22 protein-coding genes are annotated in these 22966 nt (G+C 71.6%); 17 read left to right on the top strand and 5 right to left on the bottom strand.

Going from position 1 to position 22966, the window contains the following annotated elements:
* The first annotated feature begins 226 nt into the window (after positions 1 to 226).
* From KIH74_RS01105 to alc, 13 genes are all read left to right on the top strand, one after another.
* The gene (locus tag KIH74_RS01105) at positions 227 to 1267 is read left to right on the top strand and encodes a sulfate ABC transporter substrate-binding protein (RefSeq protein WP_214153472.1); all 1041 of its coding nucleotides are present in this window, start codon (positions 227 to 229) and stop codon (positions 1265 to 1267) included.
* A 6-nt stretch (positions 1268 to 1273) separates the two neighbouring features.
* Positions 1274 to 2119, top strand: coding sequence for a sulfate ABC transporter permease subunit CysT (gene cysT / locus KIH74_RS01100; RefSeq protein ID WP_214153470.1), 846 nt, complete (start codon positions 1274 to 1276; stop codon positions 2117 to 2119).
* Positions 2112 to 3008, top strand: a complete 897-nt coding sequence (locus tag KIH74_RS01095; RefSeq protein ID WP_214153469.1) for a sulfate ABC transporter permease — start codon at positions 2112 to 2114, stop codon at positions 3006 to 3008. The genes cysT and KIH74_RS01095 overlap by 8 nt, the downstream gene beginning before the upstream one ends.
* Positions 3005 to 3967, top strand: coding sequence for a sulfate/molybdate ABC transporter ATP-binding protein (locus KIH74_RS01090; protein WP_214153467.1), 963 nt, complete (start codon positions 3005 to 3007; stop codon positions 3965 to 3967). Before KIH74_RS01095 ends, KIH74_RS01090 begins: the two co-directional genes overlap by 4 nt.
* 83 nt (positions 3968 to 4050) lie before the next feature.
* Complete coding sequence (locus tag KIH74_RS01085; RefSeq protein WP_214153465.1) at positions 4051 to 4506, top strand: RrF2 family transcriptional regulator; 456 nt, start codon at positions 4051 to 4053, stop codon at positions 4504 to 4506.
* 34 nt (positions 4507 to 4540) lie between these two features.
* Entirely contained in the window at positions 4541 to 5719 is a 1179-nt protein-coding gene (locus KIH74_RS01080) for a class I SAM-dependent methyltransferase (RefSeq protein ID WP_214153464.1), read from the top strand.
* 8 nt (positions 5720 to 5727) lie between these two features.
* Positions 5728 to 6795 carry a hypothetical protein gene (locus KIH74_RS01075; RefSeq protein WP_214153462.1) on the top strand — a complete coding sequence of 356 codons (1068 nt, stop codon included), beginning with the start codon at positions 5728 to 5730 and terminating at the stop codon, positions 6793 to 6795.
* 41 nt (positions 6796 to 6836) lie between these two features.
* The gene (gene uraD / locus KIH74_RS01070) at positions 6837 to 7388 is read left to right on the top strand and encodes a 2-oxo-4-hydroxy-4-carboxy-5-ureidoimidazoline decarboxylase (protein ID WP_214153460.1); all 552 of its coding nucleotides are present in this window, start codon (positions 6837 to 6839) and stop codon (positions 7386 to 7388) included.
* Positions 7388 to 7726 (top strand): hydroxyisourate hydrolase, encoded by a 339-nt coding sequence (uraH, locus tag KIH74_RS01065; protein WP_214153458.1) that lies wholly within the window; start codon positions 7388 to 7390, stop codon positions 7724 to 7726. The genes uraD and uraH overlap by 1 nt, the downstream gene beginning before the upstream one ends.
* A gap of 8 nt (positions 7727 to 7734) precedes the next feature.
* Positions 7735 to 8616: a factor-independent urate hydroxylase gene (gene pucL, locus KIH74_RS01060; RefSeq protein WP_214153457.1), complete on the top strand. Its 882-nt coding sequence runs from the start codon at positions 7735 to 7737 to the stop codon at positions 8614 to 8616.
* A gap of 47 nt (positions 8617 to 8663) precedes the next feature.
* Positions 8664 to 9902 (top strand): DUF6986 family protein, encoded by a 1239-nt coding sequence (locus KIH74_RS01055; RefSeq protein WP_214153455.1) that lies wholly within the window; start codon positions 8664 to 8666, stop codon positions 9900 to 9902.
* A 15-nt stretch (positions 9903 to 9917) separates the two neighbouring features.
* Positions 9918 to 11249: an allantoinase AllB gene (allB, locus tag KIH74_RS01050; RefSeq protein WP_372491984.1), complete on the top strand. Its 1332-nt coding sequence runs from the start codon at positions 9918 to 9920 to the stop codon at positions 11247 to 11249.
* A gap of 47 nt (positions 11250 to 11296) precedes the next feature.
* The gene (alc, locus tag KIH74_RS01045) at positions 11297 to 12442 is read left to right on the top strand and encodes an allantoicase (RefSeq protein WP_214153452.1); all 1146 of its coding nucleotides are present in this window, start codon (positions 11297 to 11299) and stop codon (positions 12440 to 12442) included.
* Here alc and KIH74_RS01040 read toward each other — a convergent pair.
* Positions 12418 to 12897 (bottom strand): GNAT family N-acetyltransferase, encoded by a 480-nt coding sequence (locus tag KIH74_RS01040; protein WP_214153450.1) that lies wholly within the window; start codon positions 12895 to 12897, stop codon positions 12418 to 12420. The two genes, alc and KIH74_RS01040, sit on opposite strands and share 25 nt — an antisense overlap.
* A 92-nt stretch (positions 12898 to 12989) precedes the next feature.
* Here KIH74_RS01040 and KIH74_RS01035 point away from each other — a divergent pair, with 92 nt between their 5' ends.
* The 3 genes from KIH74_RS01035 to KIH74_RS01025 are packed head-to-tail and all read left to right on the top strand — an operon-like array spanning position 12990 to position 15258.
* Positions 12990 to 13508 carry a DinB family protein gene (locus KIH74_RS01035; protein ID WP_214153448.1) on the top strand — a complete coding sequence of 173 codons (519 nt, stop codon included), beginning with the start codon at positions 12990 to 12992 and terminating at the stop codon, positions 13506 to 13508.
* Positions 13509 to 13566: 58 nt separating this feature from the next.
* Entirely contained in the window at positions 13567 to 14421 is an 855-nt protein-coding gene (locus KIH74_RS01030) for a hypothetical protein (protein WP_214153446.1), read from the top strand.
* A 36-nt stretch (positions 14422 to 14457) separates the two neighbouring features.
* The gene (locus KIH74_RS01025) at positions 14458 to 15258 is read left to right on the top strand and encodes a CPBP family intramembrane glutamic endopeptidase (RefSeq protein WP_372491983.1); all 801 of its coding nucleotides are present in this window, start codon (positions 14458 to 14460) and stop codon (positions 15256 to 15258) included.
* A gap of 63 nt (positions 15259 to 15321) precedes the next feature.
* Here KIH74_RS01025 and KIH74_RS01020 read toward each other — a convergent pair whose 3' ends face one another.
* Both KIH74_RS01020 and KIH74_RS01015 read right to left on the bottom strand, forming a co-directional pair.
* A complete protein-coding gene (locus tag KIH74_RS01020; RefSeq protein ID WP_214153442.1) occupies positions 15322 to 16677 on the bottom strand; it encodes an MFS transporter in 1356 nt (451 codons plus the stop codon).
* Positions 16674 to 17084 (bottom strand): MarR family winged helix-turn-helix transcriptional regulator, encoded by a 411-nt coding sequence (locus KIH74_RS01015; RefSeq protein WP_214153441.1) that lies wholly within the window; start codon positions 17082 to 17084, stop codon positions 16674 to 16676. The genes KIH74_RS01020 and KIH74_RS01015 overlap by 4 nt, the downstream gene beginning before the upstream one ends.
* A gap of 165 nt (positions 17085 to 17249) precedes the next feature.
* On the opposite strand from KIH74_RS01015, the gene KIH74_RS01010 reads away from it, so the two are divergent.
* The gene (locus tag KIH74_RS01010) at positions 17250 to 17648 is read left to right on the top strand and encodes a hypothetical protein (RefSeq protein ID WP_214153440.1); all 399 of its coding nucleotides are present in this window, start codon (positions 17250 to 17252) and stop codon (positions 17646 to 17648) included.
* Here KIH74_RS01010 and KIH74_RS01005 read toward each other — a convergent pair.
* Positions 17645 to 20770 (bottom strand): sacsin N-terminal ATP-binding-like domain-containing protein, encoded by a 3126-nt coding sequence (locus tag KIH74_RS01005; protein ID WP_214153438.1) that lies wholly within the window; start codon positions 20768 to 20770, stop codon positions 17645 to 17647. The two genes, KIH74_RS01010 and KIH74_RS01005, sit on opposite strands and share 4 nt — an antisense overlap.
* Positions 20767 to 22854 (bottom strand): DUF3027 domain-containing protein, encoded by a 2088-nt coding sequence (locus KIH74_RS01000; protein WP_214153436.1) that lies wholly within the window; start codon positions 22852 to 22854, stop codon positions 20767 to 20769. The genes KIH74_RS01005 and KIH74_RS01000 overlap by 4 nt, the downstream gene beginning before the upstream one ends.
* Between the last annotated feature and the right edge of the window lie 112 nt (positions 22855 to 22966).

Below are 22966 nucleotides of genomic sequence, written 5' to 3'. Positions count from 1 at the left end.
CAGAGACGATGCCGGTTTGTAACGGCACGTTGACAGCGTTAACCAGCAAATCACAGAGAGAGGGCCCACAAACCATGCTTCTCCTCTATTCTCTAGTAGAGCGATAGAGTTAATGTATGGTTACCGCACCCCGGGTCGCCCGACCGGCACGGACTGCGATCCACCCCGATCTGCCCGAAATCCCGGGTCCCGAACGACCCGGCAACAGAGTGGGAGTCCCCTCGAGATGAACGTTCTGCGCGGACGTGGCCGTACGGCCACCGTGCTCGCCCTCCTGGCAGCCTCTGCGGTCGGGCTGAGCGCCTGCGGCTCGAACAGCGGCAGCGGGTCCGGCTCCAGCGGCGGCGGGGGCAGCGACAGCGAGGTCGACATCGTCGGCTTCTCGGTGATCAAGTCCGCGTACGACGACCTCGGCGAGGCCTTCGCCAAGACCGCCGACGGCGACGGCGTCACCTTCAAGAGCTCCTACGGCGCCAGCGGCGCGCAGGCCCGGGCCGTGGTGGCCGGACAGGCCGCCGACGTGGTCGCCTTCTCGCTCGAGCCGGACATGACCAAGGTGGTCGAGGCCGGCAAGGTGGCCGAGGACTGGAACACCGTCGGCGACACCAAGGGCATCGCGTCCAGCTCGGTCGTGGTGATCGCGGTGCGCAAGGGCAACCCGAAGAACATCACCGGCTGGGACGACATCGTCAAGGACGGCGTCGGCATCGTCACCGCCGACCCGGGCACCTCCGGCGCGGCCAAGTGGAACCTGCTCGGCGCCTACGCCCAGGCCCTGGGTGAGGACGGCAAGGACACCGAGGCCGCCGAAACCTACCTGAAGAGCTTCATCGGCAACGTGGTGAGCTGGAACGACAGCGGCCGCAACGCCACCGACGCGTTCCTCAAGGGCACCGGCGACGTGCTGATCTCGTACGAGAACGAGGCCATCGCCGCCCGCGCCGCCGGCGAGGAGCTGGACTACATCGTGCCGGACAGCACGCTGCTGATCGAGAACCCGGTCGCCGTCACCACTGACGCACCCGAGGCCAGCGCCAAGTTCATCGAGTACATCGAGAGCGCCGAGGGCCAGAAGATCCTGGCGGCCGACGGTTTCCGCCCGGTGATCGACGGCGTCGAGGCCACCCAGACCGAGGGCGCCAACGACCCGGCCAACCCCTTCCCGACGGTGAAGAACCTGACCACCATCGACGACCTGGGCGGCTGGAGCACGGTCGACGACAAGTTCTTCGGCGACAGCGGCATCGTCACCACCCTGCGGAAGTAAGCGGTCATGGCCACCACCACACAAGTTCCGGCGCCGCCCCGGCGGCGCCCGCGACCGGTCTCCTCGGGGCGCCTGAGCGGCGCCTCGGGGCTCGGCCTCGGGGTCGGCGTGCTCTGGCTGTCGCTGATCGTGCTCCTGCCGATCGCCTCGATCGTGGTGGTGGCCTTCCAGAGCGGCTTCGGCGAGTTCTGGGACTCCGTCACCGACCCCGAGGCCCTCGACACGATCAAGCTGAGTGTCGGTGCGGCCGTGCTGGTCACGGTGATCAACGCGGTGTTCGGCACCCTGGTCGCCTGGGTGCTGGTGCGGGACTCGTTCCCGGGCAAGCGCATCGTCGAGGTGATCATCGACATCCCGTTCGCCCTGCCGACGATCGTGGCCGGCCTGGTGCTGATCTCGCTGTACGGGCCGCAGAGCCCGTTCGGCATCGACCTGGTCGGCACCCGCAAGGGCATCTTCGTGGCGCTGCTGTTCGTCACGCTCCCGTTCGTCGTCCGTTCGGTGCAACCGGTGCTGATCGACATGGAACGGGACGTGGAAGAGGCCGCGGCCTCGCTCGGGGCCTCGGGTTTCACCATCTTCCGGCGCATCATCCTGCCCACCGTGGCCCCGGCCATCCTGGCCGGCTCGGCCCTCGCCTTCGCCCGCGCACTGGGCGAGTTCGGCTCGGTGATCCTGATCTCGGCCAACCTGATCGGCAAGACCGAGGTCTCCGCCGCGTACATCCTGAAGCTGATCGAGCAGAACGACACCACCGGTGCCGCAGCCGTCGCCACCCTGCTGCTGGTGGTGGCCGTCATCGTGCTCGTCCTGCTCGACTCGTTGCAGAGACTGGCGGCCCGACGTGACTGAGACCACCTCCGCCACACCAGAACTGAAGACGACGTCCGCTCCCGGCACGGCCCGGGTCAAGGCCTCCCGGCCGCGCCGGCGCATCCCGGTCACCCGGTGGGTGCTGCGGACCATCGCCGTCGCCTACGTGCTCGGCCTGGTCGCACTGCCGGTCGGAACGGTGGTGCAGCACACCTTCGCCAACGGGCTCGACCCGGTGCTGGAGTCGCTGCGTAACCCCGACCTCCAGGCCGCCGCCCGGCTGGGCGTGTTCGTCGCGGTCGTGAGCGTGCTCATCAACACGGTTTTCGGCATCGGCATCTCGATCCTCATCGTGCGGTACCGCTTTCCGGGGCGCCGGCTGCTGAACGCCGTCATCGACCTGCCGGTCTCGATCTCGCCGATCGTGGTCGGTATCGCGCTGATCTTCGTCTACGGCACCAACGGCTGGTTCGGCCCGACCCTGAACACCCTCGGCATCCAGGTCATCTTCGCCACCCCGGCGCTGGTGCTGGCCACCGTGATCGTGGCGCTGCCGCTGGTGGTGCGCGAGGTGATCCCGGTGCTCGAAGAGGCCGGCACCGAACAGGATCAGGCCGCGCAGTCGCTGGGGGCCAACGGTTTCCAGCGTTTCGTGCGGATCACCCTGCCGACCATCCGGTGGGCCCTGGCCTACGGCGTGGTGCTCAGCCTGGCCCGCTCGCTCGGCGAGTTCGGGGCGGTGCGGGTGGTCAGCGGCAGCGTGGCCGGCGAGTCGCAGACCATGACCCTGTTCGTCAACGACGCCTACCAGGAGTTCGGGGCGCAGGCCGAGCAGGACGCCTTCACCGCGGCCTTCCTGCTGATGTGCGTAGCGGTCCTCTTCATCGTCATCATCGCCCTGCTGCGGCCGAAGGAGCAGAAGAAGTGAGCATCTCGGTTTCCGGCATCAACAAGCGCTTCGGCGACTTCGTCGCGTTGTCGAACGTCGACCTGGAGGTCCCGACCGGCCGGCTCACGGCCCTGCTCGGTCCCTCCGGCGGCGGCAAGTCCACGCTGCTGCGGATCATCGCCGGCCTGGAGTTCCCCGACACCGGCACGGTCGAGATCGAGGGTGTGCAGGCCACCTGGCTGCCCCCGCAGAAACGCAGTGTGGGCTTCGTGTTCCAGCACTACGCGGCGTTCAAGCACCTGTCGGTGTACCGCAACGTGGCCTTCGGCCTGGAGATCCGCAAGCGGCCCAAGACGGAGATCCGCAAGCGGGTCATGGAGCTGCTGGAGCTGGTGCACCTGGAGCAGTTCGCCGACCGGCTGCCCTCGCAGCTGTCCGGCGGTCAGCGTCAGCGCATGGCCCTGGCCCGGGCCCTGGCGGTGCAGCCCGAGGTGCTGCTGCTCGACGAGCCGTTCGGCGCCCTGGACGCCCAGGTGCGCAAGGAACTGCGCGACTGGCTGCGCAACCTGCACGACGAGATGCACGTCACCACCATCTTCGTCACCCACGACCAGGAGGAGGCCCTGGAGGTCTCCGACGAGATCGTGGTGATCAACGGCGGCAGGATCGAGCAGGTCGGCGCCCCGGCCGAGCTCTACGACAAGCCGGCCAACGACTTCGTGATGAAGTTCCTCGGCCCGGTGACCACGCTCGACGGGCAGCTGGTACGGCCGCACGACATCGAGCTGCGCACGGCCGAGACCGGTGACGCGGTGCGGGCCACCGTGACCAAGCTGACCCGGGTCGGGTTCGAGGTGCGGGCCGAGCTGAAGACCGCGCAGGGCAGCGAGCCCTGGGTGCAGCTGACCCGCAGCCAGTCCGAAGACCTGGCGCTGGAGCCCGGCCGCGAGGTCTGGCTGCGCACGTCCGGGGCCCCCAGGACGCTGGTCGTTCCGTAGAGCACCGCACGATCCGTCCGCTTCCCGGGCGTGTCGGCTCGGGCCGGGCAGCGGAGTGTCCCCGGTATGGGGACAATGGAGCCGTGCAGATCTCCGCCAAGACCGACTACGCCGTGCGAGCGCTGCTGATGCTCGCCTCGAAGTCACCCGAACTCGTCAAGGTGGACGTGCTGATCGCCCAGCAAGACCTGCCCCGCAAGTTCGTCGAGGCCATCCTCTCCGAACTGCGCCGGGCGGGCCTCGTTCGCAGTCAGCGCGGCGCCGACGGTGGCTACGCCCTGGCCCGGCCCGCCGACCAGATCACCATCGGCTCGGTGATCCGGGTGGTCGACGGGCCGCTGGCCGAGGTGCGTGGCCTGCGCCCGCACGAGACCACCTACAGCGGCGTCGCCGAGCACCTGCCCACGGTGTGGGTGGCCATGCGGCACAGCCTGCGCATGGTGCTCGACGAGACCACGCTGCAAGACGTGCTCACGGGTGAGCTGCCCGCCACCGTGCGGGCGATGGCCGAGGCGCCGGACGCCTGGCTCGCTCGCTGACCGGTCCGGGTCACGGCCCTGCGAAGATGGGGCCGTGCCCGAACCGCTCGTCCCCGCCCTGGACCGTCTGCGTCCCCTGCTGCTCGACGCGGACGGCCTGGTGCGCGCCGTGGCGTCGGGCCGCCGGCGCAACCAGCACCCCGACCCCAGCCGGGCCGAGCTGAGGCCGGTCGACCTGAAACAGGGCCGCCAGATCCAGGTGACCACCACCGACGGCCGCATCCCGGTCGTCCGCAACCTCACCGGCGAGGCCGCCGGGCAGGGCATCGACGCCCTGCTCGCCCAGCCGTTCGGCAACTGGCACGTGGAGACCCGCGACAGCATCGTCCAGCTGCGGGTGACCAAGCGCGGCGAGGCCCAGGTGCATGTCGAGGCCCGTAGCGCCGAACGGGTGGACGGTTCCCACGACCGGCCGCCGAACCATCTGATCGACCCCGACGACCCGCTGTTCCGCATCCTCGGTGCGGACGCGGCCAAGCGCCGCCAGGTGGACGCCTTCCTGCGCCAGCTCGCCCCGATCGCGCGCCGGGTGAAGCCGGAGGGCCGATCGCTGCGGGTGGTCGACCTGGGCTGCGGCAACGCCTATCTGACCATGGCCGCGCACCGTTACCTGGCCGCCGAGGTCGACCCGGACGTGCAGACGCTGGGTGTGGACATCCGCCCGGAGATGGCCGAGCGCAACGCCCGGGTGGCCGCCGAGGCCGGTCTGACCGGGCTCGGTTTCCGGGCCGCCTCGATCGAGCAGGCCGCCGCCGACCCGGAGTTCACCGGAGTCGACATCGTCCTAGCGCTGCACGCCTGCGACACCGCCACCGACGACTCGCTGGCCCTGGCCGTGCGCTGGCGGGCGCAGGGCGTGCTCGCCGCCCCGTGCTGCCACCACGACATCCAGCGTCAGCTGACCGAGGCCGAGACGGTGCCGTTCGGCGGCCTCACCCGGCACCCGATCCTGCGCGAGCGGTTCGCCGACGTGCTCACCGACACCGCCCGCGCCGACCTGCTGCGGCTACTCGGCTACCGGGTGGAGGTGGTCGAGTTCATCGACTCCCGGCACACCCCGCGCAACGCCCTGATCCGGGCCGTGCACACCGGAACCGCGCCGACCGCCCGGCGGGTGGCCGAGTACACCGACCTGGTGTCGTCGTGGCACGTGGACCCGGCGCTGGCGCAGCGGCTGCGGCCCGAGGTCGACGCCGTGCTGGGGTCGGTGTGAGGGTCGCTGTGAGAGTCGCCGTCGTCGTCCTGACCACCCTGGCTCTGGTGCTGACCGACGGCGCCGCGCAGGCGAAGACCCGCACCGACCGGGTGATCCAGGACGACCGGATCGCCGAGAGCTCCGGCCTGGCGCCCAGCCTGCTGCACGACGACGTGCTCTGGACGCACAACGACTCGGGCAACCCGAACCAGATCTACGCGCTGGCGGGAGACGGCTCGACCGCCGCCACCGTGACGATCGCCGGTGAGGACGCCCGGGACTGGGAGGCCATCGCCTCGTTCGAGCTGGACGGCACGGCGCTGCTGGCGATCGCCGACATCGGCGACAACGACGCGAAACACGACTCGGTGCGGATCGCGATCGTGCCGGAGCCGCGGGCCCTGGCCGACACCACGATCACCCCGCAGCGGGTGCTGCGCCTGACCTACCCGGGCGGGGCCCGCGACGCGGAGACCCTGCTGGCCGACCCGCGCACCGGCCGGCTCTACGTGGTCTCGAAGACGCTGTTCGGGTCCGAGGTGTACGCCGTCCCCCAGGCCCTGTGGCCGGGCCGGACCACGGGCACCTCGCGGCTGACGGAGATGACCGACGTCGGCCGCACCGGCGCCGGGCTGGTGACCGACGGCGCGTTCACTCCCGACGGGAACATCGTGCTGCGCGGATACGGCAGCCTGTCGGTGATCGCCGGGCCGGACCGGGCCGACGGCGGGCAGCTGGAGACGCTGGCCTCGAAGGCCCTGCCCGACCAGGAGCAGGGTGAGTCGATCGCGGTGGTCGACGACGGCGCGTACGCCCTGGTCGGGTCGGAGGGCGAGAACTCCCCGATCCTGCGGGTCAAGCTTCCCGCGGTCGCCACCGAGGATGAACAGGGGACGACGCCGGGTGCGACCGCCTCCTCGTCGTCCTCCACCGAAAGTGCCGCTGCCGCAACCGAGAAGCTGCGTGATCTGGCCGGCGGCGACGGCGGTCTGCGGTGGCTGGTCGGCGCGGGCGCGGCGCTGGTGGCCCTGGTCGCCGTGTCGAGCATCGCGATCTTGTTGCGTCCGAGCCGTTCTCGCCGGCGACGCCGTTGAGTATGGTGAGGGGCATTCGGATCTAGACCGCTAGGAGTCAGGTGCCCCAGCCAGCCGGCGTCGACACGTTCAACGAGCTCCCCGCGGGAGCCGCCACCGACCGGCTGCTGACCTGCCTGCACGCTCCCGGCTGGGCGCGGTCGCTGCTGGCCGGCCGGCCCTATCCGGACCGGGAGAGCCTGCTGGCCACGGCTTACCGGTTCGGCGCGGTGCTCGACGACGACGATCTGGCCGCGGCCCTCGCCCAGCATCCGCGCATCGGCGAGCGGCCCACCGGCACCGGTCGTGACGCCGCCCACAGCCGTTCCGAGCAGTCCGGGGTGAACGCCGCCGACGCCGTTCTGGCCGAGCGGTTACGTGCCGGAAACATTGCCTACGAGAACACGTTCGGGCAGGTCTTCCTGATCCGCGCGGCGGGCCGCAGCGGTGAGCAGATCCTGGCTGCGCTCACCGAGCGACTCGGGAACGATCCGGTCACCGAGGCCGGGGTGGTGCGCGACCAGCTCGCCCAGATCGCGCAACTGCGCCTGGGCGCCTGGCTCGACGAGCTGACGCACACCGAACCGACACACACCGAGCAGGAGGCGTCCTGATGGCCGGGCTGTCCACCCACGTGCTCGATTCCGGCACCGGCACCCCGGCCGCGGCGATGCTGGTCGGGCTGGAGCAGCGCTCCGCCACCGGCTGGAGCGCGCTGGCCACGGCACACACCGATTCCGACGGTCGCATCCGCGACTGGGGTAGTGACGTGATCGTCACGGCCGGCGTCTTCCGTCTGACGTTCGGAACCGGAGAATGGTTCGCACAGCAGGGCCGGGAGTGCTTCTACCCGGAGGTGGCCGTCACGTTCTCAATTGTGGACGACGACGGGCACTTCCACGTGCCGCTCCTTCTCTCGGCCTTCGCGTACTCGACCTACCGAGGGAGCTGACGCAGCGCATGGGCATCGTTCTGGGCGCCAACCAGTACGGCAAGGCCGAGGTCCGGCTGGTGCACGTGGATCGTTCCACGCCCCGGCACGTGCTCACCGACCTGAACGTCAGCACCCACCTGCGCGGCGCGTTCGACGCCACCTACCTCACCGGCGACAACGCCGCGGTGCTGGCCACCGACACGCAGAAGAACACCGTGTACGCCTTCGCCCGCAAGTTCGGCGTGGGGCAGCCGGAAGACTTCGCGATCCGCCTGGCCGGGCACTTCGTCGAGTCGCAGCCGCAGGTCAGCGGCGCGCAGATCGAGATCGAGCAGCTGCCCTGGGCCCGCATCGATGACCACGACCACGCCTTCAGCCGGCCCGGTGGTGAGCGGCGCACCACCACGGTGACCCGCGACGGCGACCAGCTCTGGGTGATCGCCGGGCTCACCGACCTGGTGGTGCTGAAGTCGACCGGCTCGGAGTTCCACGGCTTCCCGCGCGACGAGTACACCACGCTGCCGGAGACCACCGACCGCATCCTGGCCACCTCGGTCACGGCCCGCTGGCGCTACTCCTCCACCCATGTGGCCTGGGGCGAGATCTACCCGAAGATCCGCGCCGTGCTGCTCGAAACCTTCGCCGGCACGCACAGTCTCGCGCTCCAGCAGACGCTGTACGCGATGGGCGGCGCCGTGCTGGAGCAGTTCGGCGAGGTGGCCGAGATCCGCCTGTCCATGCCGAACAAACACCATTACCTCGTCGATCTGGAGCCTTTCGGGCTGGACAACCCGAACGAGGTGTTCCTCGCGGGCGATCGGCCGTACGGTCTGATCGAGGGCCAGGTGCTGCGCGAGGGTGCGCCCGCGGCCGGCCCGGCCTGGCAGTTCGTGCCGGGTTTTGTCTGATCCGGCAGAGCTTTCGCACGACGAGAAGACCGCAGAAAGGCCCGCCCTTGTTCGATGACGCATTCTGGTCCGAGATCGACGCCCTGCTGGCCCCGGCCGACGCGCAGGCCGCGCGGTTCACCGGCGAGGCGACCACCCGGCAGCCGGTGCACACCGTGTACGTGCCCGCCGACCAGTTCACCGCCGCCACCGCCACGCAGTGGGGCGAGACGGCACTGGCACTGCTGACCGAGCACGCCCCCGGGCCGGGCTCGCTGGCCACGGCCACCGGCCTGCCGGGTGATCTGCTCGACGACGTGTACCCGCGCCTGGTCGCGAAACTCGGCTCCCAGCCGATCGAAGACCTGCGGATCGACTTCGAGGACGGTTACGGGCTGCGGCCTTCCGACGAGGAAGACGCCGCCGCCACGGCGGCCGGGGTGGCGCTGGCCGAGCTGGCCCGCCGGCCGGAGGCCCCGCTGCTGACCGGCACCCGGATCAAGGGCCTCCAGCCGTCCACCCGCCGGCGCGGGCTGCGCACGCTGGAACTGCTGCTCTCGTCGGCGGTCTCGCACGGCGGCCTGCCCGCGCGGTTCGTGGTCACGCTGCCGAAGGTGGCGCACGTGGCCGAGGTCCAGGCCGGGGTGCGGGTGCTCGAGCACCTGGAGTCCGCGCTCGGGCTGGCCGACGGGGCGCTGCGGCTGGAGCTCCAGATCGAGGTGCCGCAGGCCGTCTACGCGCCCGACGGCACCGCCGCGGTGGCCCGCCTGGTGCACGCCGCGGCCGACCGGTGCGAGGGACTGCACTACGGCACCTACGATTTCAGCGCCGCGGCCGGGGTGGTGGCCGGGTACCAGTCGCTGGAGCACCCGCTGGCCGACCACGCCAAGGCGGTGATGCAGCTGGCCGCCGCGCAGACCGGTGTGCGGGTCAGCGACGGCTCCACCAACGTGATCCCGGTCGGCACCGCCGACCAGGTCGCGAGCGCCTGGACGCTGCACGCCCGGCTGGTGCGCCGGGCCCTGGAAGGCGCGCTCTACCAGGGCTGGGACCTGCACCCGGGGCATCTGGTCAGCCGGTTCGCGGCCACCTACGTGTTCTACCGTTCGCAGCTGGCGCCCAGTGCCGCCCGGTTGCGCGCCTACACCGACAAGGCCGCCTCGGGCGTGATGGACGAGCCGGCCACCGCCCAGGCCCTGGCGAACGCGGTGCTGCGTGCCGTGGAGTGCGGGGCCTGCGACGACGCCGAGGTGGCCTCGCTCACCGGGCTGGACCGTCCGGCCCTGCTGGTCCTCGCCAAGCGCTGACAGGAGTTCGCGATGCTGGACACGGTTTTCAAGGCACCGCGGGTGATCACCGTGGTGGGTGAGTCGGCCCGCTCGATCGGTGTCAAAGACGGCACGATCGTGGCGATCGAGCCGCTCGACGCCGATCTGCGGGCGGAGCGGGTGATCGAGCTCGGCGACGACGTGGTGCTGATGCCCGGCCTGGTCGACACGCACGTGCACATCAACGAGCCGGGCCGCACCGAGTGGGAGGGCTTCGCCACCGCCACCCGGGCCGCGGCGGCCGGCGGGGTCACCACGGTGATCGACATGCCGCTGAACTCGATCCCGGCCACCACCACCGTGGAGGCGCTGGAGATCAAGCGAAAGGCGGCCGACGGAGCGGTTTTCGTCGACATCGGTTTCTGGGGCGGCGCGGTGCCGGGCAACCTGGGGCAGCTGCGGCCGCTGCACGACGCCGGGGTGTTCGGGTTCAAGTGCTTCCTGCTGCACTCCGGTGTGGACGAGTTCCAGCCGCTCTCGTCGGCCGAGCTGGAGCAGTACCTGGGCACGATGCAGGACTTCGGTGCCCTGATGATCGTGCACGCGGAGAACTCGCAGGCGATCGACCGGGCCCCGGCGGCCGACGGCGAGCGCTACCGCCGGTTCCTGGCCTCCCGCCCGCGCGGCGCCGAGAACATGGCGATCGCCGAGGTGATCGAGGCCGCGCGCTACACCCGGGCGCGAGTGCACATCCTGCACCTGTCCAGCTCCGACGCCCTGCCGATGCTGGCCTCGGCCAAACGCGACGGGGTGCTGATCACCGTCGAGACCTGCCCGCACTACCTGAGTTTCACCTCCGAGGCGATCCCGGACGGCGCCACCCAGTTCAAGTGCTGCCCGCCGATCCGCGAGTCGTCCAACCGCGAGCAGCTGTGGCAGGGGCTGCGCGACGGGGTGATCGACACGATCGTCACCGACCACTCCCCCTCCACGCCCGAGCTGAAGCGTTTCGACATCGGCGATTTCGGCGTGGCCTGGGGCGGCATCTCCTCGCTCCAGCTCGGCCTGCGCGCGGTCTGGAGCCAGGCCCGCACGCACGGGTTCACGCTGACCGACGTGGCCGAGTGGATGTCCGCCCGCACCGCCAACCAGGCCGGGCTGACCCGCAAGGGCCGGATCGCCCTGGGCTACGACGCCGACCTGTGCCTGTTCGCGCCGGACGAGGCGGCCGTGGTGTCGGCGGCGGATCTGGAGCACCGGCACCCGATTACTCCGTACGACGGAATGGCCCTGGCCGGGGTCGTGCGTGAGACCTGGCTGGGCGGGGAACCGATCGACCTGACGGCGCCGCCGCGTGGGAGGCTTCTGCGCAGGGGCGACGTGTGATCGAGCCGGGGGTTTCGTCGTCCACTATTGATTTGGGAGTGAATGGCATGGCCGAACAACTGGGCGGGCTGACCGATCTCGCGTGCAGCAACGTCGGCGGGCGGGTGGTGTATGCGAACGACCAGCTGTTCGCCGACCGGCGCAACCTGATCCGTCCCGAGCCCTCCGCCTACCAGGTGCACACCTACGGCCCGGACGGGAAGATCTACGACGGCTGGGAGACCCGCCGCCGGCGCGACCCGGCGGACCGGCCGGGCCACGACTTCGCGATCGTGCGGCTGGGCATCCCCGGCATCGTCCGCTCGGTGGTCGTCGACACCGCTCACTTCCGCGGCAACTACCCGCCTTTCGCCTCGATCGAGGCGACGGCGAGCGAGGGTTACCCGGTGGCGCAGGACCTGCCGGAGAGCGCCTGGACCACGATCCTGCCCCAGGTGCCGCTCAAGGGTGACACCGCGAACACCTTCGAGGTGAACAGCGACCGCCGCTGGACCCACGTGCGGCTGTCGATCCACCCGGACGGCGGCGTGGCCCGGCTGCGCGTGCTGGGCGAGGCGGTGCCCGACCCGCGCCACCTGACCGGCACCATCGACCTGGCCGCGCTGGCGAACGGCGGTGCGGTGGTGGGCTGTTCGGACATGTTCTACTCCTCGGCGGGCAAGCTGATCCAGCCCGGCGACCCGGCCACCACCGAGGGCGGCTGGGAGAACGCCCGGCGGCGCGACGGCGGCAACGACTGGGTGGTGTTCGCCCTGGCCGGGGCCGGCTACCTGCGCCGCGCGGTGATCGACACCAGTCACTTCCTCGGCAACGCGCCCGGCGAGGTGCGGCTGAGCGGCACGCCGCTGGGCGAGCCGGACAACTGGCAGGAGGTGCTGCCCCGGCAGCCCCTGCGGCCGGACTCGGTGCACCAGCTACGCATCGGGTTCGACCTGCTCACCCAGGTGCGGATGGACGTGTACCCGGACGGCGGGATGTCGCGGGTGCGGCTGTTCGGCGAGCTGCACCGCGACGCCCTGACCGCACTGACCCTGCGCTACCTGGCCGCGCTGCCGGACGGGCACCTGGAGGAGCTGCTCCTGGCGGTGCCGGACCTGTCCTCCGAGGACGCCGACCGGTTGCGCTCGTCGCGCGGCTCGCTGGAGACGGTTCCGCCGGCCCTGTGGGCCTACCTGGTCGATTGGTCGGGCTGAAAGGCCATGCACAGCAACCGCTCGCGCTCGTCCCACGAGTCCTGCCCGACGAATCCCAGCGAGCGGTAGAGCGCGATCGGGGCGCTGCGCCAGTCCCACACGGTGAGACTGACGCGGCGGCCCCCGGCCCGCTCCAGGGCCGCCCGCACCAGGGCCCGCCCGGCCCCGGTGCCCCGGGCCGCCGGATCCACCCAGAGCCGTCTGATCTCGGCCTGGTCGTGCTGGACCTCCAGGACCACCAGGCCGAGCGTCGTTCTGCCGTCGCGCGCCAGCAGGGTGCCGGCGAGAAGCTCTTCCGGACGGTCGATCTCGTGCTGGTAGCGCGAGGGCAGCGGGCCGGGCACGGCCAGGCCGTGGGCGGCCTTCTCGGTCTCGGTGGCGGTGAGGTAGTCACGCAGCAGCCGGGAGATCTCGGGGACGTCCTGCGGGCCGGCCGGGCCGACGGTCACGGTCATCCGGCCGAGGGTAGTTCGTCGTCCGCAAATATCTGGCCTTGGAGTGCACGTAGGGGAAGATTGTGGCGAACGGGTCGCACTATCTTGGGGCCATGGCGATCCAGAAGGACACCAAGGACTGGACCTGGGTACTCGATCGCACCTGCCCGGAGTGCGGTTACGAAGCCGGATCGGTCTCGATGTGGCGGCTGCCGTCGCTGATCCGGGCCAACGTGGCCGCCTGGCTGGAGGTGCTGGTGCAGCCGCACGTGCGCCGGCGGCCGGCCGAGGGCGTCTGGTCACCGCTGGAGTACGCCTGCCACGTGCGCGACACCTTCCGGGTGTTCGACGGGCGGCTGGTGATGATGCTGACCGAGAACGATCCGCTCTTCCCGAACTGGGACCAGGACGACACCGCGCAGCTGGAGCGGTACTGGGAGCAGGACCCGGTGCTGGTCTCGCGTGAGCTGCTGGAGGCGGGCGACGCCATCGCCCACCGGTTCGCGGCGGTCACCGACGCGCAGTGGTCGCGGCCGGGGCGGCGCAGCGACGGCGCCGGCTTCACCGTGGACAGTTTCGCCCGGTACTTCCTGCACGACCCGGTGCATCACCTGCACGACGTCACGCCGTAACACCGGCCTGTGGATAACTTTCCAAGACTGTCGGTGGCCTGCTCTACGGTCTGAGGACATGAGCCCACGGCTTCACGTCGACACCGAAGAGCTCCACCGTCCGGCCGGTCACCACCGGCCCGTCGCCGCCGAGGCGTCCACCGTTCCTGCCCGCTTCCCCGAAGCCGTTGATCCCCAGAGCCTTTCGGCCCGGTCCCGGCTGATCGGGCGCAGCACCGCCCGGTCCGCGCCCGGGCACCAGGCCTGGCGCGGGCCGGACGGCCTGCGGCTCAGCCCGCGAGCCAGCGCCGCGGTCGAGGCGTTCTCGGCCCTCACCGCGGCCGGTGAGCCCACCCTGACGGCGGCCGTGCGCGAGGTGGCGCGGGCCGGGTCGGCCGAGCTCACCGGGCTGGCCCACCGGCTGAAAGACGGCGAGTCGATCAGGCGCAAATTGGCCACACAGCAGGCGAACACCGGCCGGGCGCTGCCGGCGCTGCTGCACCGCACCGAAGACGCCGTGCGCTACACCATGGTGCTGGCCGACGAGTCCTACGCGGCGGGCGTCGCCCGGGTCACGGCGCTGTTCGAGCAGCGCGGCTACCACCGGCTGAGCCTCAACGACACCTGGCGGTCGCAGCGCTACCGGGGCATCAACACCACCTGGGCCGACCCGGCCACCGGCATCGCCTTCGAGGTGCAGTTCCACACCCCTGCCACCTGGCGGGTCACCCGAGACACGCATCCGCTCTACGAGGAGTTCCGCCGCATCGGCACCCCGGCGCAGCGCAGGGCCGAGCTGTCGCGGCGCATCGGCGCGGCCTACCGGGCGGTGCCGATGCCGGCCGGGGTCGACCCGGTCGGGGTCGACTCGGTCGAGACGGCACCGGTGCCCGGCGACGGGCGGGCCGCCGGGCGACACAGCCGGCTTGCATAGGGTGGCGGCGTGGTCGAGAGCGCAACTGCCTGGTGGATGCGGGGTCCGGCGCGTAGCCGCGACATCACCGAGGAACCGCCGCATACCGAGCCCCCGGCCCGGCGCCGTCTGGGGCTGGAGATCTGGATCGTGCTCGGGCTGTCGCTCGGCATGTCCGCGGTCTACTCCGTCGTCAGCATCACCGCGAAGCTGACGGCCGAGGGCGGGCTCTCGGCCCAGACCTCCACGCTGAACGCCTCGCGCAGCGTGCGCGAATACCTCGACCTGACCTACCAGCTGCTCGACATCGCCTCCACGCTGGTGCCGGTCGCGCTGGTGCTGTGGCTGCTGGCAGGCGACACCCCGGGCTGGCGCCGGCGGCTGGGGCTCGACCGCGGCAACGGCCTGCGCGACGCGCTGCACGGGGCCGGGCTGGCCGCACTGATCGGACTGCCCGGCCTGCTGCTCTACGTGGTCGGTCGCGAGTTGGGCGTCACCACCACCATCGTGGCCTCCGGGCTGAACGAGCACTGGTGGACCATCCCGGTGCTGATCCTCCAGGCGGTCAAGAACGCGGTGCTCGAAGAGGTCATCGTGGTCGGCTACCTGATGAACCGGCTGCGCCGGCTGGACTGGCCCTGGGTGCGGGTGATCGGCGCCAGTGCGCTGCTACGCGGCTCCTACCACCTCTACCAGGGCTTCGGGCCGTTCGTCGGCAACGCGATCATGGGCGTGGTGTTCGCCGAGTGGTACCGCCGCGGCGGCCGGGTGTGGGCGCTGATCGTGGCGCACACCATCCTCGACGTGGTCAGCTTCGTCGGCTACGACCTGTTCGCCAAGCCCCTCGGGCTGGCCTGACGCCGAACCGGCGGACGACGACGGGCCCGTCTGGGCTCATCGTCGTCCTCAATCGAAAACCGCTCAGGCGGCCGAGTTCTCGGTCGCCCCGGAGGTGCGCGTCGCGGTCTGCCGGGCCACCGCGGCGGCCTCCGGGGTGCCGGTGGCGGCAGCCCGGTCCGACGTCTTGGTCACCGTCATCAGCGGCCGGGTGTCCGACGCCTTCACCGCCTCGCGCAGGGTGGCGGAGCGGCTCAGCCAGAGCAGGGCCATGCCCACGGCGAGCAGCGTGCCCATGCCCCCGACCAGAATGGTCCAGCGGGCGCCGAACTCCTCGCCGATCCACCCGATGATCGGCGAGCCGATCGGGGTGCCGCCCATCGTGATCGCCATGTACAGCGCCATCACCCGGCCGCGCATGGCCGGTGTGGTGGCCAGCTGCACGGTGGCGTTGGCGGCGGTCAGCATGGTCAGCGCGGCCAGGCCGCTGGGGATCAGCATCAGCGCGAACGTCCAGTAGGTGGGCATCAGCGCGGACACGATCGACGACACGCCGAAGGCCGCCGCCGCGCCGATCACCAGCTTCACGGTGGGCCGTTCGCGCCGGGCCGCGAGCAGCGCCCCGCCCAGCGAGCCGATCGCCATCACCGATCCGAGCAGGCCGTACTCGCCTGCGCCCTTGCCGAACTCGGTGCGGGCCATCAGGGCGGTGGTGATCTGGGTGTTCAGGCCGAGCATGGCCACCATGCCGACGATGCACATGATCAGCGCGATCTCGGGATGGCTGCGGGCGTAGACCAGACCGGCGCGGGCCGAGCGGTTGCCCCGCCCCGGACGCTCCTGGAGACGCAGCTCGTCGCGGTTCATGTGGGTCAGCGAGAACACCACGGCGATGAAGCTGAACCCGTTGATCAGGAAGACCGGGCCGGTGCCCAGCCAGTTGATCAGCAGGCCGGCGATGCCCGGGCCGAGCAGGCGCCCGGCGTTGAACGACGCCGAGTTCAGGCCGACCGCGTTGGGCAGGTACTCGACCGGCACGAGTTCGGAGACGAAGGCCTGGCGGGCCGGGCCGTCGACGGCGGCGACCACACCGAGACCGGCGGCGAGCAGGTAGACCATCCAGAGCTCGGCCAGACCACTGATCACCAGCAGGCCCAGCACCAGACCGAGTACGGCCGAGGTGATCTGGGTGGTGATCAGGATCTTGCGCCGGTCGAGGCGGTCGGTGAGCGCGCCGATCCAGGGGGCGAGCAGCAGCACGGGGGCGAACTGGAGAGCGGTGGTGATACCGACCGCCACGCCGGAGTTGTCGGTGAGCTGGGTGAGGACCAGCCAGTCCTGAGCGACACGCTGCATCCAGGTGCCGGTGTTGGACACGATGGCGCCGGAGGCCCAGAGCCGGTAGTTGCGGATGCTGAGCGCTCGGAACATGGGACTCACGAGTCGGCGATCCTCCTTAATATCTGCGACGCACGGGCGAGGACGGCTCGCTCATCCGGGTCGAGGTCGGCCAGCTGCTGAGCCAGCCAGGCATCGCGCTGACGGCGGGTCGCGGTGACGGCGGCGGCGCCGGAATCGGTGATCCGCACGATGATCTGCCGGCCGTCACCCGGATCCGGCGCGCGGTCGACCAGACCGCGTTCCGCCAGGGCGGCGAGGGTGCGCGTCATCGACGGCGGCTGCACCCGTTCGTAGTCGGCCAGCGCCCGCGGGGTCAGCGGACCACCACGGTCCAGCACGGAGAGCACCGACATCTGACTGTCCGTCAGTTCAGTATCGGACTTCTCCGCGCGCAGCCGCCGCGTCACCTTCATCAGGGACACGCGCAACTCTGTCTCCTCGAGCACGGTCACAGCCTACTCCAACTGCTTAGCCGAGCTAACTATTCCCCCGGGCAACAGCCGCCCGACTCGCCCGATCGGGCGAGCGACCGCAAGATCATCGGGCGGAGGTGAGCCGCACCGCAGGTAACTCCGGTGAGCCGCACCGATCCGTTAGGTAATCTCGAAAGAGTGGGAGAACAGGAAGTGCCCTACCAGGTCACCCAGGGGGGCCCAGGTGAGCGCCTGCCTGTCGCCATCGGCACCGGCATCTGGGCGTTGCTGTTCGTGCTGGGGCTGATGCTCCGCCCCGAGCTGGAGTCCAGCGGTCGCGGCTGGTGGGTCTGGGCGGCCTTCTCCGGGGTGCTGCTCGGCTTCGTCGGCTACAGCTATCTGCTGATCCGGCGGCCCCGGCCCAAACCCGGCCAGGTCATCCCGCCCAGCACCTACAGCGGCGACGTCGACGACGTCACACGCGGCAGCGGCGAACCCACCGGCCTGCCCCGGCTGCGCCGCAAGCACCCGCCGCTGCACGACGCCGGACCCGCCACCCGCTCCGGCCCGGTGCCCGAGTCGGAGCACACGCCCTAACCGAAGGTCTGGTCCACCAGCACGTCCGGCCCCAGCCCGGGATCGGCGAGCAGGGCAGCGATCAGGTCGCGCAACTCCCAGCGGTCACAGGCCCAGGTCAGGGCGCGGGCCAGGCCGTCCACCGTGGCCGCGTGCACCCGGGCGTCCGGCCCGTCGCCCTCCAGCCACCAGTCCACCTCGACGCTGTCGACGTGCAACTCCTCGTGCTCGCACCAGGTGACCGGCGCCGCCGGCAGCACCGCCAGCACGGCCTCACCGACCGTCTGCTGCGTGCCGTGCGTGTCGTCCACCGCACCGGCCGCCAGGTCGTGCGCGGCGGTCAGGCCGAGCAGCCCGGCGAGGGCACCCGACCGCGCCGGGTTCACCGGCACCTGCACGCCCAGATCGGTTCGCTGGCGGTACATCGGCGAGTCGACCAGCACCGCCTGGGCCAGGGGCACCACCACGGTCGCGGTCACGTCGTCGGGATCCAGACCACGGACGACGTCCGGGTGATCGCCGTCGCCCGCCGCCGGCGGCGCCAGGTCGGCGATCCGCTCCAGCAGGGGCAGCAGCATCGCCGAGGTCAGCGTGACGTCCGGATCGGCCAGCCGGTCCAGCACGTCGTGCAGCCCCTGGGCGTCGAGGTCGTCGACGGTGGTGACCACACCGACCGCGCGGCTCGCGACCGGGTCCAGTCCGGTCAGCCAGTCCGGCGCCGGGGGCAGCAGCGCCCGCAACGACGCCTCGGCGCCCGGTGCGGCCAGCACACCCCCGTCGTCGTCGCCGCCGCTCAGCTCGGACCGCAACCACCACGCGGTGTACGAGGGCACGTCGAACCCGCGGCCCCCGGAGACCACCCTGGCCGGTCGCACCAGGGCGGGGCGCAGCAGCGGGTCACCGGCGATCGCGGCCACCACGCCGGGCAGCGACTCCGGCCGGACCAGATCCAGATCACGGACGGCGATCAGCTCGGAAATCGTTCCCCCGGGCAGCATCTCCGGGTGCGTGGCCTGCACCCAGGCGGTGTAGTCGTCCCAGCCGTCGAGTTCGGCGGCGGGCGTACCGTCTTCGTCGTCGAGGCCCAGCAGGTCGGGTTCGAGCGACACCTCGGAGGCCAGGAAGGCCCCCGGGCCACGCAGCACACCGACCGCGACCAGGGTGCTCTCACCCCAGCGCCGGGCCCACCACTCCGGCAGGATCCCGACGTCGTCGGGATGGAACCAGTCGGCCGCCGGGCTGCCCTCGATCGCCAGGACGGAGGCCGGGGTGGGCTCGCCGTCCTCGTCGCTCAGCTCCAGCTCGCCCAGCCAGGGCAGCTCACCCGGGCCCAGCTCACCGGCGGTCACGGCCACGGCCACCAGGGCCAGCACGGCGTCACGCAGTTCGTCGGGCGACCGGGCGTCCTCGGTGAAACCGCCCGGTCCGTCGTTGATCTCGTGAACGGCGGTGCGCACCACCGGCAGCTCGACCAGGGCCCGGGGCCCGGCCACGGTAACGCCCAGCCGCTCCAGCACCGGGTGCACGGCATCGGGGTGCACCACCTTGGCACCGAGCACGGCCAGCGCCTCCGGCACCGAGATCGGGGCACCGGCGTCGACATCGGTCTCCGGTGAGGCCAGCAGCAGCCCGCGGGCACCGCGTGCCACCGTGCCGTCGGCCAGCGGGATCGGAAGGAAAGCCAGCGACTCGCGCACGGTTTCGTCGAGGGTCAGCCCGGCGATCGCGTCGTAGACCCCACGCCAGCGCTCCGGGTCGGGCAGCGCGGGCAGCGCCTCCACCGCGTCGGACAGCCACATCCGGCGCACGCCAAGGGTTTCCAGCACCGTCCAGGACGGGCGCGGGGCGTGCACGAGACCGGCCAGCCAGGAGGCGAACACGTTCACCACCGCGCGGTCCGCACCGACCGGCCCGTTCAGGGCCAGGGCCTCGGAGGGACGCAGCAGGGTCTTCGGGTCCTCGGCCGCGTGCAGCAGCGGGCGCTCGGGCAGCAGGGCCAGCACCGCCTCCCGCAGCGCGCCGTCGACCGGCCCGGCGGGCAGTCCGGTGACCACCAGTGGCCAGGCCTCACCTCCCTCGGCCGCGACCTCGGTGAGCAGGTCGGCGTAGGCGAGGGCGGCGTTGTGCACGATCAGGTCGGTCACCGGGCCGGGCACCACGTGCCGGCGTGTCACGTCCATCGGCACACTGGCCACGAGAACCGCCGGCCAGGGCAGGGACTCGTCACTGGGGGTGGGGGCGTTCAGCACCGCCGGCTGCGGCAGCTCGGCCTCGCCGCCGGGCAGGGCCCAGGTCAGCGACCAGCGGGTGAGCACCTGCTCCTCCACCGGCCGGTCGGCCAGCAGTCCGGCCGGAACCTCGCCCTCCCGCCGCACGATCCGCCAGCGCCGGGCGACATCGCTGATCACCCGCGGGGTTTCGCCGGGCAGCTCGACCACGATCTGGTCCAGACCGGGCAGGGCCAGCAGCAGCACGTCGGAGACGGCGGTCAGCAGCTGGCGCACCCGCGCCGCGGCGTCCGGCCCGGACAGCGGCAGCAGCACCGCCGTGTCATAGCCCTCCGGCGGGGTGCCCTCGGCCTCGAACGGCAGGCGCAGCGCCGGAACCTGACCGTCACGTCGCTGGAGTTCTTCCGCCAGCTGCGCGGAGTCGCCTTCGAAGGCGGTGCGCCGCACCAGTTCCCGGGTGTCGGCGGCGGAGAACCGGACGCCCCCGGAACGACTCAGCACCACCGGCTCGTCGGTGACCGCCAGCACGGCGGCGAAACCGACGCCGAACCGGCCGACCGTGCCACCGTCCCGCTTCGCCGACGCCCGCAGCGTGCACAGTGCCTGCACCCCGTCGGCGTCGAGCGGGGCGCCGGTGTTGGCGGCGACCAGCACCGGGCCGTTGCCGAGATCGCCGGTGCCGCCCGGGTTTCCGGAGCCGTCGGTCAGCCGCAGCAGCAGCCGGCCGGACACACCCGCCCGGAGCGCCGCGTCGGCGGCGTTCTGGGCGAGCTCCACCACCAGCCGGTCCCGGTAACCGCCCAGGACCAGCTCTTCCTCGGCATTGGCATCTTCACGGAACCGGGTGGGTGAAGCCGCCCAGGCCGCCAGGACCCGCTGCCGGATCCCCGCCGTGCCGAACCGGTCGTCGGTCACGGCTGCGGCGGCACCTCGGGCCGGTCCTGCGGCTTCGGGTCGGCGTCAACCGGCGTCACATCGGCCTGCGTCACATCAGCCTGCGTCACATCAGCCTGCGTCGCATCGGCCTGCCCGTGCTCCGGCTGCCCGGCCACGGACTCGGCTGCCGGCTCCGGCTGCGCGGCCGTCTCGGCGGAGTCGACGGCGACCGCCGCACCCTGCCGCGACCCGTCCGGAACCTCTGGCGAAAGCCCTTCAACCGGAACCGGATCCGTGTCGGGCGACGCGGTGTACTCGCTGACCGGAGCGACCGCCTCGCCCTGCACCGCCTCGCCGGTCGGGCTCTCTTCGTCTTGTGCAGCAACGATTTCCGGGCTCAGCGCGGGCGGCGGCACCAGGTCTTCGTCCTGCGCACCCTGGAGCAGCACCTCACCGGCCGGACCGGACTCCACGGAAGACAACTCAGCCGCGTCCCCGTGCTCGTCCGGCGTGCCGAGAGACCGCACAGCGACCAGGTCCTCGGGCGAGGCCACCGGCTCGGGGTCCACCGTCGGCTCGACCGTGACCTCGACCGGCGGGGTCGGCTCGGCCGGAACGACATCGCCGAGCGTGCCGCCCGCGTCCCGCGGCTGCGGAGCGGCCCAGGAAGCGGGTTCGGCCGGAGCCGCCTCGACCACCCCGGCCTCGCCACCGGCAACGTCATCACCGTGAGACTCGTTCCGCTCAGCCACATTCCCGACGTGAGCCGTCCCGCTGTCGGCCGAGGACTCCTCAGCCACCGGCACCTCGACGCCGGCCACCTTCTCGGCCACCGGCGTCACGCCACCGTCGACAAGGTCGTCAGCCTGAGCACCGGCCGGGTCCTCAATTCCCGCCGAAGCCTCAACCTCGGCCGGAACCTCACCACCGACCGCGGCCTCAACGCCGACCGCAGCCTCAACACTGGCCGGAACCTGCACACCGGCCGGAGCCTCACCGTCGCCCGGAGCCTCCCCATCAGCCGGAGTCTCCACGTCAACCGAAGCCTCAGCCCCAGTCGGAGCCTCGTCATCGGCCGGAACCTCAACGCCAGCCAGAGTCTCCACGTCGACCGAAGCCTCAGCCTCGCCATCAGCCGGAGCATCGATGTCACCGGCCTCCTCGCTCACCAACGTCACAGCCGCATCCGCCGCATCCGCATCCGCCACGGCAGCGTCAACCGCACCGGGCGCATCCACGCTCGACCCGGTCTCGATGCCCGGGGTGGGCTCGTCGGCAGCGGCAAGATCGATCTTGTCGACGATGGTCTCGTCGAGGATGTGGTCGCCCAGCGGTTCGGGGGCGGGCATCTCCAGGTCGGTCTCACTGTGCGCACCGCAACCGAAGTCGACGGTGACCACGGTGCCGTCGGCGGGCGACCACTCGTTGGCGCAGGCCCCGAAGGCCTGACGCATGACGCCGGACAACGGCACGAAGTACGCGCAGGTCACGCAGGATGCCGCTGCCTGCACGGCGATGTCGGACGTGGGACCGTGCGGTCCGCGGTGCCAGCGGTCGGCGGCGCCGGTCAGCCCCTCACGCCCGAGCACCCGCTCGCGGCCGAGGCCCAGCTCCCAGAACAACTGCTGGTCGGCATCGTCTTCATCGGTGACGGTGTAGCCCGGAACCAGGTTCGGATCGTCCGGCTTGTAGGGCAGTTCGTCGCCCGCGCCCAGGTCGCCCGGGGCGAGCCGGTCGGACCACGGCACCCAGTCCGGCGCCATGATCGACTCGGCGCCGGGGAGCAGCACGGTGTCGCAGATCGTCACCCGATCGGACCCCGGGACGTGGGCGAGCGTGACCGCCCAGCGCCAGCCCCGGTAACCCTTCGCGGTGCAGTCGAAAGCGTGCAGTGTGAGCCCGGACTGGTCGACGGACACCGACAGGTGCCTACCGACGGTGCCCGGCTGGGCGACGTCCTCGGCGGCCTCACGGGCCAGGTCGACCGCGGCGGCCGCCACCGGATCGGGTTCGGTGGGAACCCGGGCCGAGGTCGGCTCCTGCGGTTCGGCCTGCTCGGGGACCACCGGCGCCGGCGCCTCGTGCGCCTCGTCGAGAGTTCCGGTCACCTGCTGGTCGGTCATCTGCTCCACTCCTGATCCGCCCCGGACGGCCTGCTGCCGGTCACCCGTCGTCGCGCCCGCCGGAGGCGGGGGTGCCGACCTGGCGGTGGCAGCACCAGCCAGTCTCCCCCAT

Source organism: Kineosporia corallincola (genome assembly GCF_018499875.1).
Taxonomy (GTDB): domain Bacteria; phylum Actinomycetota; class Actinomycetes; order Actinomycetales; family Kineosporiaceae; genus Kineosporia; species Kineosporia corallincola.
This window is presented reverse-complemented; position numbering and strand designations above follow the sequence as displayed.